Source organism: Paraburkholderia denitrificans, from assembly GCF_042655705.1.
GTDB lineage: Bacteria > Pseudomonadota > Gammaproteobacteria > Burkholderiales > Burkholderiaceae > Paraburkholderia > Paraburkholderia denitrificans.
This window is the reverse complement of the sequence record NZ_JBHSMP010000008.1, coordinates 64,899-79,363: the sequence shown is the minus strand read 5'-3', so window position 1 is coordinate 79,363 and position 14,465 is coordinate 64,899. Positions and strand designations below refer to the sequence as shown.

Sequence of the window (14,465 nt, the reverse complement as noted above, 5' to 3'; positions counted from 1 at the left end):
GTCATTGCTCCGCGGGCGAGGACGGCGGCGCTGCTGGCGACCCGTGCGACCCCGATGAGCCGCCGAAGCGGTTCCGCAGGCGCCGAGCGATCGAGTCGAACGCGAGGTAGATCACGGGCGTCGTGAAGAGCGTGAGCGCCTGGCTCACGATCAGGCCGCCCGCAATCGCGATGCCGAGCGGCCGGCGCAGCTCCGAGCCCGCGCCGCTGCCGATGATGAGCGGCAGCGCGCCGAGGAGCGCCGCCATCGTCGTCATCATGATCGGGCGAAAGCGCAACAGACACGCCTGATAGATCGCCTCGCGCGGCGGCTTGCCTTCCTGGCGTTCGGCTTCGAGTGCGAAGTCGATCATCATGATCGCGTTCTTCTTCACGATGCCGATCAGCAGCACGATGCCGATGATCCCGATGATGTCGAGATCGTGGCCCGTGAGGATCAGCGCGAGCAGCGCGCCGATGCCGGCCGAGGGCAGCGTCGAGAGAATCGTGATCGGATGGATGAAGCTCTCGTACAGCACGCCGAGCACGATGTACATCGTCACGATGGCCGCGAGAATCAGGAACAGTTCGTTCGACAGCGATGCCTGGAAGGCGAGCGCCGCGCCCTGGAAGCGCGTCTGGAACGAGGCCGGCAGGCCGATGTCCTGCTCGGCCTGCTGGATCGCCTTCACGGCCGCGCCGAGCGAGGCGCCGGGCGCGAGGTTGAACGATATCGTCGTGGCCGGGAACTGCGAGAGATGCGTGACGAGCAGCGGCGCGGAACGCTCGTGGAACTTCGCGATGGCCGAGAGCGGCACCTGGCCCGTGGTCGAGGTCGAGGAGGGCAGATAGATCGCGTTGAGCGCGTCGGTGTAGTGCTGCAATTGCGGATCGGCTTCGAGGATCACGCGGTACTGGTTCGACTGCGTGAAGATCGTCGAAATGATGCGCTGGCCGAACGCATCGTAGAGCGCGTTGTCGACGGTGGCGGGCGTGATGCCGTAGCGCGCCGCGCTCGCACGGTCGATTTCGATGAACACCGACTGGCCCTGGTCCTGCAGGTCGGTCGCGACGTCGGCGAGTTCGGGCACCTGCTGGAGGCGGCGCACGAGCTTCGGCACCCACGTCGTGAAGTCGGCGATATTCGGCGTGGTGAGCATGAACTGATACTGCGTCGGGCTCACCGTCGAGTCGATCGTGAGATCCTGCACCGGCTGCATGTAGAGCGTCGCGCCCGGAATGTGCGCCACGCGCGCCTGCAGCGTGCGGATGATTTCGCTGGCCGTCTCGCTGCGGTCGTCGCGCGGCTTCAGGTTGATCAGCATGCGCCCGCCGTTGAGCGTGATGTTCGTGCCGTCCACGCCGATGAACGAGGTGAGGCTCTCCACGTTGTCGTCTTTGAGGATCTCGGCGGCGAGCGCCTGCTGGCGCCCGGCCATCGAGGCGTACGAGACCGACTGCGGCGCCTGTGTGATCGCCTGGATCACGCCGGTGTCCTGCACGGGGAAAAAGCCCTTCGGCACGACGACATAGAGCAGCGCCGTGAGCACGAGCGTGAACACGGCGACCACGAGCGTCATGCGCTGGTGGTTCAGCACCCATTGAAGCGCGACGCCGTAGCGGCCGATCACGTAATCGAAGAAACGGTGCACGCCCGCCTCGAAGCGGCGGGTTTCTCCTGGCGGCGTGTGGCGCAGCATCTTCGCGCACAGCATCGGCACGAGCGTGAGCGACACGATGGCCGAAATCACGATGGTCACCGCGAGCGTGATCGCGAATTCGTGGAACAGGCGTCCCACCACGTCGCCCATGAAGAGCAGCGGGATCAGCACCGCGATCAGCGAAACCGTCAGCGAGATGATCGTGAAGCCGATCTGCTTCGAACCCTTCAGCGCCGCTTCGAGCGGGCTGTCGCCTTCCTCCACGTAGCGCGCGATGTTCTCGATCATGACGATGGCGTCGTCGACGACGAAGCCGGTCGCGATCGTGAGCGCCATGAGCGACAGGTTATCGAGCGAGAAGCCGAACAGATACATCACCGCGAGCGTGCCGATCAGCGAGAGCGGCACCGAGAGGCTCGGAATCACGGTCGCGTAGATGGTCGCGAGGAACAGGTACATCACGAGCACTACCAGCACGACGGACATCAGCAGCTCGAACTGCACGTCGCGCACGGAGGCGCGAATGGTCGTCGTACGGTCGGTGACGATCTGCACGTCGAGCGCCGCGGGCAGCGATTCCTGCAGTTGCGGCAGGATCGCCTTGATGTTGTCCACGACCTGGATCACGTTCGCGCCCGGCTGGCGCTGCACGTTCAGGATGATCGCGGGCGTGCTGTTGACCCAGGCGCCGAGCTTCGTGTTTTCCGCGCCCGGCACGATCTTCGCGACATCCGTGAGCATGACGGGGCGGCCGTTGCGGTAGGCGATGACGGCGTTCTGGTAGGCGTTGGCGTCGGTGAGCTGGTCGTTCGCGTTGATCGTGTAGGCGCGCGTCGGGCCGTCGAAATTGCCCTTCGGCGTGTTGACGTTCAGGTTCGAGATGGACGTGCGCAGATCGTCGAGATTCAGGCCGTAGGCCGCGAGCGCGCGCGGATTCGCCTGGATGCGCACGGCCGGGCGCTGGCCGCCCGAGAGGCTCACGAGGCCCACGCCCGCCACCTGCGAAATCTTCTGCGCGAGGCGCGTATCGGCGAGATCCTGGATCCCGGTGAGCGGCAATGTTTTCGAGGTGATCGCGAGCGTGAGGATCGGCGCGTCGGCGGGATTCACTTTCGCGTAGATCGGCGGCGCGGGCAGGTCGGAGGGCAGCAGGTTGCCGGCTGCGTTGATGGCGGCCTGCACTTCCTGCTCGGCGATGTCGAGCGGCAGATCAAGGCTGAACTGCAGCGTGATCACCGACGAGCCCGCCGAACTCTGCGACGACATCTGGTTGAGCGACGGCATCTGCCCGAATTGCCGCTCGAGCGGCGCGGTCACCGACGAAGTCATCACTTCGGGACTCGCGCCCGGGTAGAAGGTCTGCACCTGGATCGTCGGGTAGTCGACTTCGGGCAGGGCGGACAGCGGCAGAAAACGCAGCGCGACGAGGCCGACCAGCATGATCGCCGCCATCAGGAGGGCGGTGCCGACCGGGCGCAGGATAAAGGCGCGGGAAGGATTCATGCTTGCTTACTGCGCCTGTGCTTGCGATGCGTGGTCGCCGCGGTGTGCGCCCGAGGCGGCGGTGGTTTCGGCTGCTCCGGACGCGCCCTTCGCGCCGCTTGCACCACTCGCGCCGCTCGCATGCTTCGGATGCTCGGCGGGAATCGTGATCTTCGAGCCTTCGCGCAGGCGGTCCGAGCCGTCCGTCACGATGCGCTCGCCCGCTGCGAGCCCCGACGCGATGCTGGTGCGCTCGCCGTCGACTGGGCCGACCTTCACGACGCGCACGGTCACGGTGTTATCGGGCTTCACGACGAACACGTAGCGCCCCTGCGAGCCGTTGAGCACCGCCGAGGTCGGCACGATCACCGCGTTGTGGATCGTGTCGACGAGCAGGCGCGCGTTCACGAACTGGTTCGGAAACAGCATCTGGTCCGGGTTCTGGAAATTCGCGCGCAGCTTGACCGTGCCCGTGGTGGTGTCGATCTGGTTGTCGATGGTTTGCAGATAGCCGTTTTCGAGCTGCGTCGTGTTGCTGCGGTCGTACGCGGTGACCGGCATCTTCTTGCCCGCGTGGAGCTGTTTGAGGATGGACGGCAGGTTGTCTTCCGAGGTCGTGAAGATCACGCTGATCGGCTGCAGTTGCGTGAGAACGACGATGCCGTTCGTGTCGCCGGGCGTCACGTAGTTGCCCGCATCGACCTGACGCAGACCGACGCGGCCCGACGTCGGCGCGATGATGCGTGCGTAGGTGAGATCGAGCTTGAAGGTGTCGATGTTCGCCTGATCGGACTTGACGGTGCCTTCGTACTGCTTCACGAGCGACGCCTGGGTATCGACCTGCTGGCTCGCGATCGAGTCCTGCGCGAGCAGGGTCTGATAGCGCTTCAGGTCGAGCCTCGCGGTGGCGAGCAGCGCCTGGTCGCGCGCGAGCTGGCCTTCGGCGTTCGCGAGCGAGATCTGGTACGGGCGCGGGTCGATCTGGGCGAGCACGTCGCCCTGTTTCACCATCTGGCCTTCCTGGAAGTTCACGGCTTGCAGCGTGCCGGAAAGCTGGGTGCGCACCGTGATGCCCGCGAGCGGCGTGACCGTGCCGAGCGCCGTGATGACGATCGGCATATCGCCGTTCGCGGCGCTCGCCACGCTCACGGGCTGCGCCATGTTCGCCATCGCGCCTGGTCCGCCGTGGCGCGTGCGCGCGCTGCTGGCCGCGCCCCCGCCCGCGCCGGACGGCGCCTTGTTCCACGGCTGCCAGCGCACCAGCACGATTCCGGCGACGACGAGGGCGACGGCGATCACGATGAGCTTGCCGCGACGGCCGCGGGGGGCGGGAGAGGCGGTAGTTGACGGGGACGGCGTTTCTCGACGGGGCGGTTCCGGGTGCTTGTCTTGGTGATCCATCGGGCAGGTCGGTACGGTGCAGACGGGTTGAGCGGGTGTTTTGTGCGGCGCCGCACATGCATGCGCCGCTGCGGTGTGCCGATGCTACGCGAAGTGCGCGTAAGGTTAATGTCAGGCGCGGCGGCGATGACGCGCGCTTGAAGGGCACTTGATGCGCGCGCCTCGCGTGGCGGACGAAAGGCAACCGCAGTGGGGGGCAGGCGGTGCGCGGGCCGGGGTGGCCGCGCTGTAAAAGCATGATGCTAGTCGGCGCCTCCTTCAGCGTCCAGTCGCCTATCTTTCAGGACGTTACGGCGGTTACACCTGTTGTAGCCGCAGTGTAAGGGGAGGTTCGTCAGGCTCGATCCATAACGGATAGCGGGGATAGCGGGGATGCCGGGGATGCCGAGCCGCCGATTTCGGCGACGATGCGGGCAATGCACTCCTGCATCGTCGGCACGGCGTGGGTGACGAGCCACTCGCGCGGACACTGCTGCGAAGCGCCGACGCAATTGACCGCGTAGCGCTCGCCGTCCGGCCCTGTGAAGGTGCACGCGATTGCGCTCAGACCTTCGTACCACTCGCCGATGGCGATGCTGTAGCCCTGCGCGGCCGTTTCGGCGACGGCCGCGTCGAGACGGCTGCCGAAGAACCCCCAGTCGTTGCCGGCTGCGGCCTGTAGGGCGGCGATCAGCGCGTCGCGCTCGCGGGGGGGCAGCGACGCGAGGTACGCGCGGCCAACGGCAGTGCGGCTCATGTCGATGCGCGAGCCGACTTCGAGCCGCGAGACGAGCACGGCGGAACGCGGCCGGACCGCGTCGATGACGACCATGTCGAGCCGGTCGCGCACGGTGAGGTGCACGGACAGCGCGGTGCGTTCGGCGAATTGGGTGAGGAAGGGTCGCGCGCGGCTGCGGATGTCGGAATTGCGCAGGAAACCGTTGCTCAGCTCAAGCACGGCGGCGGCGAGCACGAAGCGCTCGCTGTCGGGCAGCCGCGCGAGAAAGCCTGTACTCACGAGCGTGCCGGTGAGGCGCGAGAGCGTGGGTTTGGGGATGCCGGTCAGTTCGGTCAGCTCGCGGTTGCTGAGCGGTGCGTCGGCGGCGGCAATGCAGCGCATCACGGCGAGGCCGCGCGCAAGCGCTGTGACTTCGTCGGCTGCATTGTCTTTGTCGCGCATCGTTTCGGTGCGCGCTTGCGGGGCGATATGGGAAGTCATGCCAGGTGAGCCTGCGTTTTTTTGAAACGGCGTTTCGATTTGCAATCTCGCTGCCCGGTCCGGCCTGCGGGCGAGACAGTGGGCGAGACGGCGGGCGCCGATGAAAGGTGAGTCATATTGTGAGGTATTTCGTCAGGCAATTGTAACGGGCTGATCGCGCTTCATAGATCGTGCCATCAGGCGAGAATCCGCTTGACTTGGTCCGTCGATCAGTAAAAAATGGAATATTATTTCGGCGAAGCCCCGCAACACGCGGGGTTTTAATGTGCCGCGAGGTATGCAATTCGCATCGATTGATGCTGGGGATCGAACGACTGCATTGAGCGGAGCATGGCCGGGCGGGCGCCGAATATCGTCTCTCAGGTTCTAGCACGGCCCTCGGAATGGCTAGAACTTTTAGGTGCGTCACGCTAACGCGTGACGCTTTTTTTATTCCCTGTCGTGCCCAAGGTAGTCTAAGTGGCGCTTATTTCCTGATCTTGCTGTCCTAATTGCCGTCATTTTGCACGCGCGATGCAAGGATTATCAAAAGCACCGCCGTTGATTCTGGTCATATTCGAAAACGAGATCCGGAAGCGACAGATATGTAATAGACATGCAACAAGCGTGAAACAAACGCGCAATAGGAACGCAATAAGCGCGCAACAAAAACGCAATAAAAGCGCGATCAAAACGGTGGGGCAGGAAAACGGGCGCGGAATCAGGGCGGCGGGCAATCCGGTGCCCGGTGCGTAATGGACGCACCGCGAGGTGAGGCGAGGTGAAAAGCGCGGGGCAAAAGCGCAGTGAGATGCACGGTGAGATGCGCGATGAAGTGCGAGAACAGCGAACCGCCGCGCCGTGCCGCGGCGGTTCACCCGCATGCCGGTGACTGCTACGTCAGAAAACGGATTCGCGCTCCGGCGTCGCCGTGATCTTGTGGATGGACAGATCGGTGCCGCTGAACTCCTCTTCGCGATCGATGCGCAGCCCGACCGTCCGCTTGAGCGCGCCATAGACGATCGTGCCGCCGAGCGTCGCCACGACGATCCCGCCGACCGTTCCCACCACCTGGGCCCAGAACGACACGCCGCCCATGCCGCCGAGCCAGTGCTTGCCGAAGATTCCCGCCGCAATGCCGCCCCATGCGCCGCACAGCCCGTGCAGCGGCCACACGCCGAGCACGTCGTCGATGCGCCAGCGGTTCTGCACGCACGTGAACATGTAGACGAACAGCACGCCCGCAACCGCGCCCGTGGCGAGCGCCCCCAACGGATGCATGAGGTCCGAACCGGCGCAGACGGCCACGAGCCCCGCGAGCGGCCCGTTGTAGGTGAAGCCCGGATCGTTGCGGCCCGCCATCCACGCGGCGAGCGTGCCGCCCACCATCGCCATGAGCGAATTGACGGCGACGAGCCCGCTGATCTTGTCGATGCTCTGGGAACTCATCACGTTGAAGCCAAACCAGCCCACCGTGAGCACCCACGCGCCGAGCGCGAGAAACGGGATATTTGAAGGCGGGTGCGCGGCGATGCGTCCGTCGCGCGTATAGCGTCCGTGGCGCGCGCCGAGCATGATCACGGCCGGCAAGGCCACCCAGCCGCCGAACGCATGCACGACCACCGATCCGGCGAAATCGTGAAACTGCTCGCCGAACAGATGCGCGAGCATATCCTGCACGCCGAACCGTCCGTTCCAGACGATGCCCTCGAAGAACGGATAAATGAATCCGACGATCACGAAAGTCGCGAAAAGCTGCGGATTGAACTTCGAGCGTTCGGCGATGCCGCCCGAGACGATCGCGGGAATGGCCGCCGCGAAGGTGAGCAGGAAGAAGAACCGCACGAGGGCGTAGCCGTTATGCGCGGCGAGCACGTTCGCATGCGCGAAGAACTGCACACCGTAGGCGATCGTGTAGCCGATGAAGAAGTAGGCAATCGTCGAAACCGAAAAATCGACGAGGATCTTCACGAGTGCGTTGACCTGGTTCTTCTTGCGCACGGTGCCGAGTTCGAGGAACGCGAAACCCGCGTGCATCGCGAACACCATGGCGGCGCCGAGCAGCAGAAAGAGCGTGTCGGCGCCATTCTTGAGATTGTCCATCCTTGCGTCCTGCGGTTGCCCAAAAAGAGCGCATTCTGAGCAAGATGTGGGCCAGGTCTGTGCCAAAGCGGTGAATCCGGTGAATTGGCCCGTGGTGCATGGTATTACAGCGGTGCGCGCGTGCACCGCGCCGGATTCCAGCCTGGTGCGCAGCGGCTGCCGTGTGCGGCGCGCGTCGGCACAATTCCAGTGCCGACGATCGAAGATGGGGAGGTCATGCGCCAGATCGGGGCGATCTATTCCATTTCCCTTTCTCGATGGGCCGATTGTCGGGAAATCGCAATATTCGCGTCGCGGCGCGGGTGATGACGACCGATGCGAACGTAAAGCGCACGGAATGTGTGGGCCGCGCCGAATGCACATGGGGTGCAAACGCCGACATAATGGACGAACCCAGTCTTCCCGTCGTCCGGAAGCTCCAAACCGGCTCATGGCATGCGACTCACGACAAAAGGATTCCTGCTGATCGCGATTCCCGCTGTATTCGAGCTGACGCTGCTATCGGGCATCGTGAAGGCCGAAGCGGATGCGGAAGCCGCGGATCGCTGGAGTCAGCACAGCCAGAACGTGCTCGCGCAGGCGGCGCGCGTGCTCGATCCGGTCCTCACCGAATCGGTGCGGCTGCGCGGGGCGGTGGCGGCGGGCGACACCGCGTTCACGACGCCGGTTTCCACGTGGATGGAGGTCGACCGGCGCATCGACCGTCTCGTCGAACTCGTCGCAGACAATCCTGGCCAGGTCGAACGCGCCGTGCAGATCCGCCAGGCAGTGCAGAACTACCGGCAATGGTCGGACCGTATTCAGGATCTGCTGCATTCGCGGCGGCACGGCGATCTGACCGAGTACTTTCGCGAGCTTACGGCCGCCGACGTGCTCGATCGCGTGCGCGCGCAGGTGACGTCGTTCCAGACCGAGGAGCGGCGGCTCGATGTAATGCGCGTGACGGAGGCCGAGGTCGCGCGCGCCCAGCAGCAGACACTCGTGATGGCGGCGGTGGTGGGCTCGATCATGCTGGTCGCGCTTTCGGTATGGCTTTTCACGCGGGGCGTGCGCGGCCGCCTCGACGCGCTTTCCGACAATGCGAGCCGTCTCGCGGGCAACGAACCGCTTGCGCCGCTCTCCGGCGGCAACGACGAAATCGCGCATCTCGATCTCTCGCTGCATCGGATCAGCCAGCGTCTGATCGAGGCCGAGCGCATGCGCCTCGGTTTTCAGGCGGATCTTGCGCGCCGCGCGGACCAGCTCGCGCGCATCAACGAAACCCTGCGCCAGCAGACCCAGGAAAACGAGATGTTCATCCATAGCGTGTCGCACGACCTGCGCGCGCCGCTCGTGAACCTCCAGGGCTTCTCGCGCGAACTGAACCACGCCTGCGATGACCTGCGCGCCCTCGTTGTGCGTTCGTCGCTCGAGCCGCAGGCGCGCGAGCACGTCGAGCGCCTGATCAACGAGGACATCGGCGAGGCGCTGCATTATCTGCAGACCGCCGTGCTGCGCGCGTCGCACATCATCGACGCGCTGCTGCGCCTCGCGCGCGTGGGGCGCGTCGAGTACCGGCGTCAGTGCGTCAACGTGCAGGAACTGGTGCAGCGCGTGGTCGATGCGATGCACGGCTCGATCCGCGCCCGCGGCGCGCAGGTGAGCGTGCGCACGCTGCCGGACGTATGGGGCGATCCGACTGCGCTCGAACAGGTCTTCGGGAATCTGGTCGGCAACGCGCTCAACTACCTGGATCCCGCGCGCGACGGGCGCATCGAGATCGGCACGGCGCCTTCGCCGCCCGGCGTCGAGTCGCTGCAGATCTTCTACGTGCGCGACAACGGGCTCGGCATTCCCGAAGTCGCGCTGCCGCGGCTTTTTCAGGCGTTTCAGCGCATGCACGGCAACGCCGTGCCCGGCGAGGGTATCGGGCTTGCGCTCGTGCGGCGCGTGGTCGAGCGCCATGGCGGGCGTGTCTGGGTGGAGTCGCGAGAAGGGGAAGGCACGACATTCTATTTATCGCTGCCCGATGCGCGGGCGTTCGTGACGCCCGCGCCCGGCGAGGCGGCGCAGCTTGCTGCGACTGCGGAGCTTGCGGCAGATGGCGCAGCGACGTGGCAAGCCGCTGCGGAGGGCGGCGCGCCGGGAAACCAGGCAGACGATGAGCGCGCCGAACGTGCCGTACCGCCGCCTGGTCCCGCCGCCGCGCTGCGGCAGACGGGAGGACCACCGGAAAGCGTCTAGCCGCCGCCGAACAGTCTGTTATCGGCGAGCGTGCTGTGACGCCGTGCGCGTTACGGCTCGATGCGGGTGCCGAGGAGCACGAGAAACTGCCGCAGCCATTCCGGATGCGCGGGCCAGGCCGGGGCGGTGACAAAGGGCGCGTCGGTGACGGCGCCGTCGATCGGAATCTCGGCATACTCGCCGCCCGCCAGCCGCACTTCGGGCGCGCAGGCCGGGTACGCGGAGATGCGCTTGCCGCGGATCACCTCGGCGGCGGCGAGCAGTTGCGCCGCATGGCAGATCGCCGCGATCGGCTTGTTCGCGCGGGCGAAGTGGCGCACGACGTCGATCACCTTCGGATCGAGCCGCAGGTACTCGGGCGCGCGGCCGCCCGCGATGGCGAGGGCGTCGTAGCTGGCCAGTTCGATTTCGTCGAAGGTGGCGTTGAGCGTGAACTGGTGGCCGGGTTTTTCGGTGTAAGTCTGGTCGCCCTCGAAATCGTGAATGGCGGTCTTGATGCGCTCGCCGGCTTTCTTGCCGGGGCACACGGCATCGACGCGGTGGCCGACGGCCTGCAGTGCCTGGAACGGCACCATCGTTTCATAGTCCTCGGCAAAGTCGCCGGTGAGGAAAAGAATCTTCTTGACTGCCATCGCATGACTCCTCGGTTGGATAGGCTGGAACACATCGATCGCTCGGGCAGTCTACCTCAGCGTGTTTGACACTTGTATGCCGTGCGCAATGACGGCTTCGCTCACAATCCCGCCGACATTCTCGCTTGCATTCTGTTACTCACGCCTGGCGCGCAGTCTGACGGAGTGCGGCTAAACTGGAATGTCCTGATTTCGCCCCTTTCGCCATGAATTCATGCTCCGGACGGGTCGATGCGGGCGCGACGCAGCAGCATGCGAGACCGCCTGCGTCCGGTTCCGTCTCCGGCTTGCGCACCGCGCGCACCGAGTACGCCGAGCGCACTGCGCGCCTGGTGCGGCGGCTCGTGCGCCACGTACTGATGACGCTTGCGTGGCTGGCGGCTGCCTTGTTGTGCGTGCCGCCCGCCGTGGCCCAGCTTCCGCCGGCCGCCAAGGCTGGCCCGCCTGCGCCGATTACGCCGGTGCCTGTGCTGCCCGCGTTGAAGAGCATCATCACGGGTCAGCCCACGCCGGCTTCCGGCGCCTCGGCGCCCGAGGCTGCGTCCGCGCCGAACCCCGCCAGCGAGGCTGAATTCGCCCGCTCGCTCGACAGCGTGATCGCCACGCTCGACAACGAACGTCAGCGCGAAGCGCTTGTGGCACAGCTCAAAAAGCTGCGCGAAGCCTCGCACCACGTCGCGCCTGCGCCCGCTTCCGGGGCTGCCGTGACGTCGGGGCTGCTCGGCGTGATTGCTTCGGGGCTCTCGTCCGTCGAGGCCGATGCTCGCCGCGGCAGCAGCCCGCTGCATTACTGGGCCGGGCGCTTTACGGCGGCAGGCGGCGAGCTTGTCGCGCTTGCGGCGGGCGAGGGCGACGAGAGCGCGGGCCACCTCGTGCTCGACATGTTCGCGATGCTGGCAGGGTGGGGCGCAGGCGCTGCGGCGCTCACCTGGCTGTTGCGCCGGACGCTGCGGCGCTTATCGGTCGATACGGGCCTGCTGCCCAATCCGACTACCCTCGAACTGGCCGTCTTCGTGCTGCACCGGGTCGGTCCGTTCATCGCCGCGTTTTTTGGCGCGCTGGTTGTCGAGCGGGCGCTGCCGGAAGCCGTCGGCCGCACGATCGGGCTCGTGATCGCTTACGTGATCGTCGCGGGCGCCGTGTTCTCGTCGATCTGCCTGATCATGTTCTCGCTGTTCGGCTCGGGGCACCGGCGCGCCGCCGTGCGCGTGCTGATCGCGCGCGCGAGGCGCCCGCTTTTCGCCATCGGCGTACTCAGCGCGCTCGGCGATGCGGCGACCAACTACGAAGTCGCGCGTCAGCTCGGCATGAACCTCGCCGCGCTGGTCTCCACGGCCGCGAACATGACCGCCGCCGTGCTGACCGCTACCTTCGCCATCGGGTTCAGGCGGCCCGTCGCGCATCTGATCCGCAATCGCGGCTACGAACTGCGCCACGACCACAGGGCGCTCACCGAAATCTTCGACGTGCTCGCGTCGCTCTGGCACGTTCCGATGCTGCTGCTCGCGACCGCTTCGATCATCGCGACCATCGGCGGCATCGGCAGCAGCGAGAACGTGCTGCAGATCTCGGTCGTCACCGCGCTATTGCTCGTGCTCGCGTTCTTCCTTTCTGCAATCGTGCGGCGCATCACGCGTCCGGACCCCGCGCGCGTGCGGCGGCGCTCGCCGTATCTGCGGCGGCTCCTGCGTTTCGCGGGCTCGCTGACCACGGTCTTCATCTGGCTCGCCTATTTCGAGTTGTGCGCGCGCCTGTGGGACATTTCGCTCGCGCGCATCGTCGAGGCGAGCGTGGCCGCGCGCGGCATCGCGCATGCTTTCTTCGCGATCGGTGTGACGGTGTTTCTCGCGTGGCTGGTCTGGATCATCCTCGATACCGCGTTTCTCGAAGCGCTTAATCCGAGCGGCCCGCGCGGCAAGGGGCGCGCGCCCAGCACGCGTGCGCGCACCATGCTGCCGCTCATGCGCAATGCACTGCTCGTGACGATTCTCGCGATTGCCGGAATCGTCACGGCGGCCAATCTCGGCATCAACGTGACGCCGCTGCTCGCGGGCGCGGGCGTGATCGGTCTCGCGATCGGCTTCGGCGCGCAGTCGCTCGTGAGCGATCTCATTACGGGCCTTTTCATCATCATTGAGGAAACCATATCGGTGGGCGACTGGATCGATATCGACAACGGTCACGCGGGCACCGTCGAGCATCTGTCGATCCGCACGGTGCGCCTGCGCGACGGGCAGGGCGCGATCCACGCGATTCCGTTCTCGCAGATCAAGATCGTGAAAAACCTCTCGCGCGACTTTGCGTTTGCGGTGTTCGAAGCCCGCGTACCGTTTTCAGTGGAACTCGACACGGTCACGCGGCTGATTCGTGAGGCGGGCGCTGAACTGGCTGCCGATTTTCGCTACCGGCGCGAAATTCTCGGGCCCATCGAAGTCTGGGGGCTCGACCGCTTCGAGCCGAACTGGATGGTGTTCAAAGGTCAGATCAAGACGCGGCCGTTGCAGCAGTGGAGCGTTGCGCGCGCATTCAACGCGCGCCTGAAACGGCGCATGGACGAAGCGGGCATCGACATGCCGGTGCCGCAGATGGAGGTGCACATGTCTTCGCGCGGCGAGGATGCCGCGCCGCACGCCGACGACCTCGCACCGCCGCACGAGCGGGCAAAAAGGGGCGCGACACACGGGCGTGCGACGCGCGACGCCTCGCACGAGCCGCGGCCCGCCCCGCCGCCCACGGCGGGCTCGGACGCCTCGCCGCCGCAGATTCCAACGGCGGGCGGCTCGGCGAAACGCAGCTAGCGGCGCGTACCCCACCGTGGCGCGATGTGAAGCGACGCGCCAGGTTGCGGGCGCAACCAACCCCGCGCTGTGCGGCTAAACGGACGTGGTGGGCAGTGGGAGCGATTGCGCCCGTCCGGCGCCTGCCGAAGCTGTTGCGCGCCGGCTTTTTTTGCGGCTTGCTTTGAGAAGGCGTTTCCCTATAATTTCCCGGTGCTGACTCTGAATAGAATAAATATCTACACAAGGGAAAGAGCGGGAATGGATGTCATCGACATAAAGCTCATCGAGCTGCTGCAGCAGGACGCCACGATGCCGGTCGCCGAACTGGCGCAACGGGTGAATCTCTCGCAGACGCCCTGCTGGAAGCGCGTTCAACGCCTGAAGGAGACCGGCGTGATCCGCGCGCAGGTGGCGTTGTGCGATCCGAAAAAGCTCGGTGTGGGGACGACGGTGTTCGTCACGGTGCGCACGAACCAGCACACCGAGGCGTGGGCGCAGGCCTTCACGCGCGCGGTGCAGGACATTCCACAGATCGTCGAGGCGTACCGCATGAGCGGCGAGACGGACTATCTGCTGCGTATCGTGGTTGCGGATATCGACGATTACGACCGCGTCTACAAGCAGTTGATTCGCGCCGTGCCGCTTTCCGACGTCAGTTCGAGCTTCGCGATGGAAATGCTCAAGTATTCGACGGCGCTGCCGGTGCGCAACGCGCAAACGGAATAGGGCGGGAATAGAGCGGCGGCGCAGCGCGGCGCGCCTGCGCCGCAAGCCGTCTGCAAGGCTGCGCGGCGTAGAATGCCCGCTCCCCCCATTTCTTTTCTGCGAGCCATGAACGATCCGCGCAAGCCGTCATCCGCGTTCGGCGTAGTCGTGTTCATTGTGGTGGTGGTGGTGCTCGTGATCGGGACCGTGCTCTTCAATGCCATTCGAGGCAAGCGCGAACACGATGAAGCCTTCCCGCCGCAAACATCCGGCGAAGCTGTGAGCGCAGCACCCGCGAGCGCGCCCGCGAAGTAGCGGGCGGC

The 14,465-nt window shown here is 65.7% G+C and carries 9 protein-coding genes; 4 read left to right on the top strand and 5 right to left on the bottom strand.

What is annotated here, in order from left to right; all coding sequences use genetic code 11:
* Position 1 precedes the first annotated feature (1 nt).
* From ACFPTO_RS05680 to ACFPTO_RS05665, 4 genes are all read right to left on the bottom strand, one after another.
* Entirely contained in the window at positions 2-3,142 is a 3,141-nt protein-coding gene (locus ACFPTO_RS05680) for an MdtB/MuxB family multidrug efflux RND transporter permease subunit (protein ID WP_377710049.1), read from the bottom strand.
* Positions 3,143-3,148: 6 nt separating this feature from the next.
* The gene (locus ACFPTO_RS05675; RefSeq protein WP_377710047.1) at positions 3,149-4,522 is read right to left on the bottom strand and encodes an MdtA/MuxA family multidrug efflux RND transporter periplasmic adaptor subunit; all 1,374 of its coding nucleotides are present in this window, start codon (positions 4,520-4,522) and stop codon (positions 3,149-3,151) included.
* A gap of 334 nt (positions 4,523-4,856) precedes the next feature.
* The gene (locus tag ACFPTO_RS05670; RefSeq protein WP_377710045.1) at positions 4,857-5,720 is read right to left on the bottom strand and encodes an IclR family transcriptional regulator; all 864 of its coding nucleotides are present in this window, start codon (positions 5,718-5,720) and stop codon (positions 4,857-4,859) included.
* An 879-nt stretch (positions 5,721-6,599) separates the two neighbouring features.
* Entirely contained in the window at positions 6,600-7,802 is a 1,203-nt protein-coding gene (locus tag ACFPTO_RS05665) for an ammonium transporter (protein WP_377710044.1), read from the bottom strand.
* A 435-nt stretch (positions 7,803-8,237) separates the two neighbouring features.
* Here ACFPTO_RS05665 and ACFPTO_RS05660 point away from each other — a divergent pair, with 435 nt between their 5' ends.
* Positions 8,238-10,025, top strand: a complete 1,788-nt coding sequence (locus ACFPTO_RS05660; protein WP_377710043.1) for a sensor histidine kinase — start codon at positions 8,238-8,240, stop codon at positions 10,023-10,025.
* A 50-nt stretch (positions 10,026-10,075) separates the two neighbouring features.
* Here ACFPTO_RS05660 and ACFPTO_RS05655 read toward each other — a convergent pair whose 3' ends face one another.
* Positions 10,076-10,657 (bottom strand): DJ-1/PfpI family protein, encoded by a 582-nt coding sequence (locus ACFPTO_RS05655; RefSeq protein WP_377710042.1) that lies wholly within the window; start codon positions 10,655-10,657, stop codon positions 10,076-10,078.
* Positions 10,658-10,863: 206 nt separating this feature from the next.
* On the opposite strand from ACFPTO_RS05655, the gene ACFPTO_RS05650 reads away from it, so the two are divergent.
* The 3 genes from ACFPTO_RS05650 to ACFPTO_RS05640 all read left to right on the top strand — a co-directional run bounded on the left by ACFPTO_RS05650 (position 10,864) and on the right by ACFPTO_RS05640 (position 14,457).
* Complete coding sequence (locus tag ACFPTO_RS05650) at positions 10,864-13,455, top strand: mechanosensitive ion channel family protein (protein ID WP_377710041.1); 2,592 nt, start codon at positions 10,864-10,866, stop codon at positions 13,453-13,455.
* A gap of 240 nt (positions 13,456-13,695) precedes the next feature.
* Positions 13,696-14,163 carry an Lrp/AsnC family transcriptional regulator gene (locus ACFPTO_RS05645; protein ID WP_296658174.1) on the top strand — a complete coding sequence of 156 codons (468 nt, stop codon included), beginning with the start codon at positions 13,696-13,698 and terminating at the stop codon, positions 14,161-14,163.
* Between the two features lie 105 nt (positions 14,164-14,268).
* Positions 14,269-14,457 carry a hypothetical protein gene (locus tag ACFPTO_RS05640; RefSeq protein WP_377710040.1) on the top strand — a complete coding sequence of 63 codons (189 nt, stop codon included), beginning with the start codon at positions 14,269-14,271 and terminating at the stop codon, positions 14,455-14,457.
* Positions 14,458-14,465: the final 8 nt, after the last annotated feature.

Bases quoted from the DNA above. Each gene is read 5' to 3' on its own strand.
- ACFPTO_RS05680 (WP_377710049.1), bottom strand. From the start codon at position 3,142: ATGAATCCTTCCCGCGCCTTTATCCTGCGCCCGGTCGGCACCGCCCTC.
- ACFPTO_RS05670 (WP_377710045.1), bottom strand. From the start codon at position 5,720: ATGACTTCCCATATCGCCCCGCAAGCGCGCACCGAAACGATGCGCGAC.
- ACFPTO_RS05675 (WP_377710047.1), bottom strand. From the start codon at position 4,522: ATGGATCACCAAGACAAGCACCCGGAACCGCCCCGTCGAGAAACGCCG.
- ACFPTO_RS05640 (WP_377710040.1), top strand. From the start codon at position 14,269: ATGAACGATCCGCGCAAGCCGTCATCCGCGTTCGGCGTAGTCGTGTTC.
- ACFPTO_RS05645 (WP_296658174.1), top strand. From the start codon at position 13,696: ATGGATGTCATCGACATAAAGCTCATCGAGCTGCTGCAGCAGGACGCC.
- ACFPTO_RS05655 (WP_377710042.1), bottom strand. From the start codon at position 10,657: ATGGCAGTCAAGAAGATTCTTTTCCTCACCGGCGACTTTGCCGAGGAC.
- ACFPTO_RS05650 (WP_377710041.1), top strand. From the start codon at position 10,864: ATGAATTCATGCTCCGGACGGGTCGATGCGGGCGCGACGCAGCAGCAT.
- ACFPTO_RS05665 (WP_377710044.1), bottom strand. From the start codon at position 7,802: ATGGACAATCTCAAGAATGGCGCCGACACGCTCTTTCTGCTGCTCGGC.
- ACFPTO_RS05660 (WP_377710043.1), top strand. From the start codon at position 8,238: ATGCGACTCACGACAAAAGGATTCCTGCTGATCGCGATTCCCGCTGTA.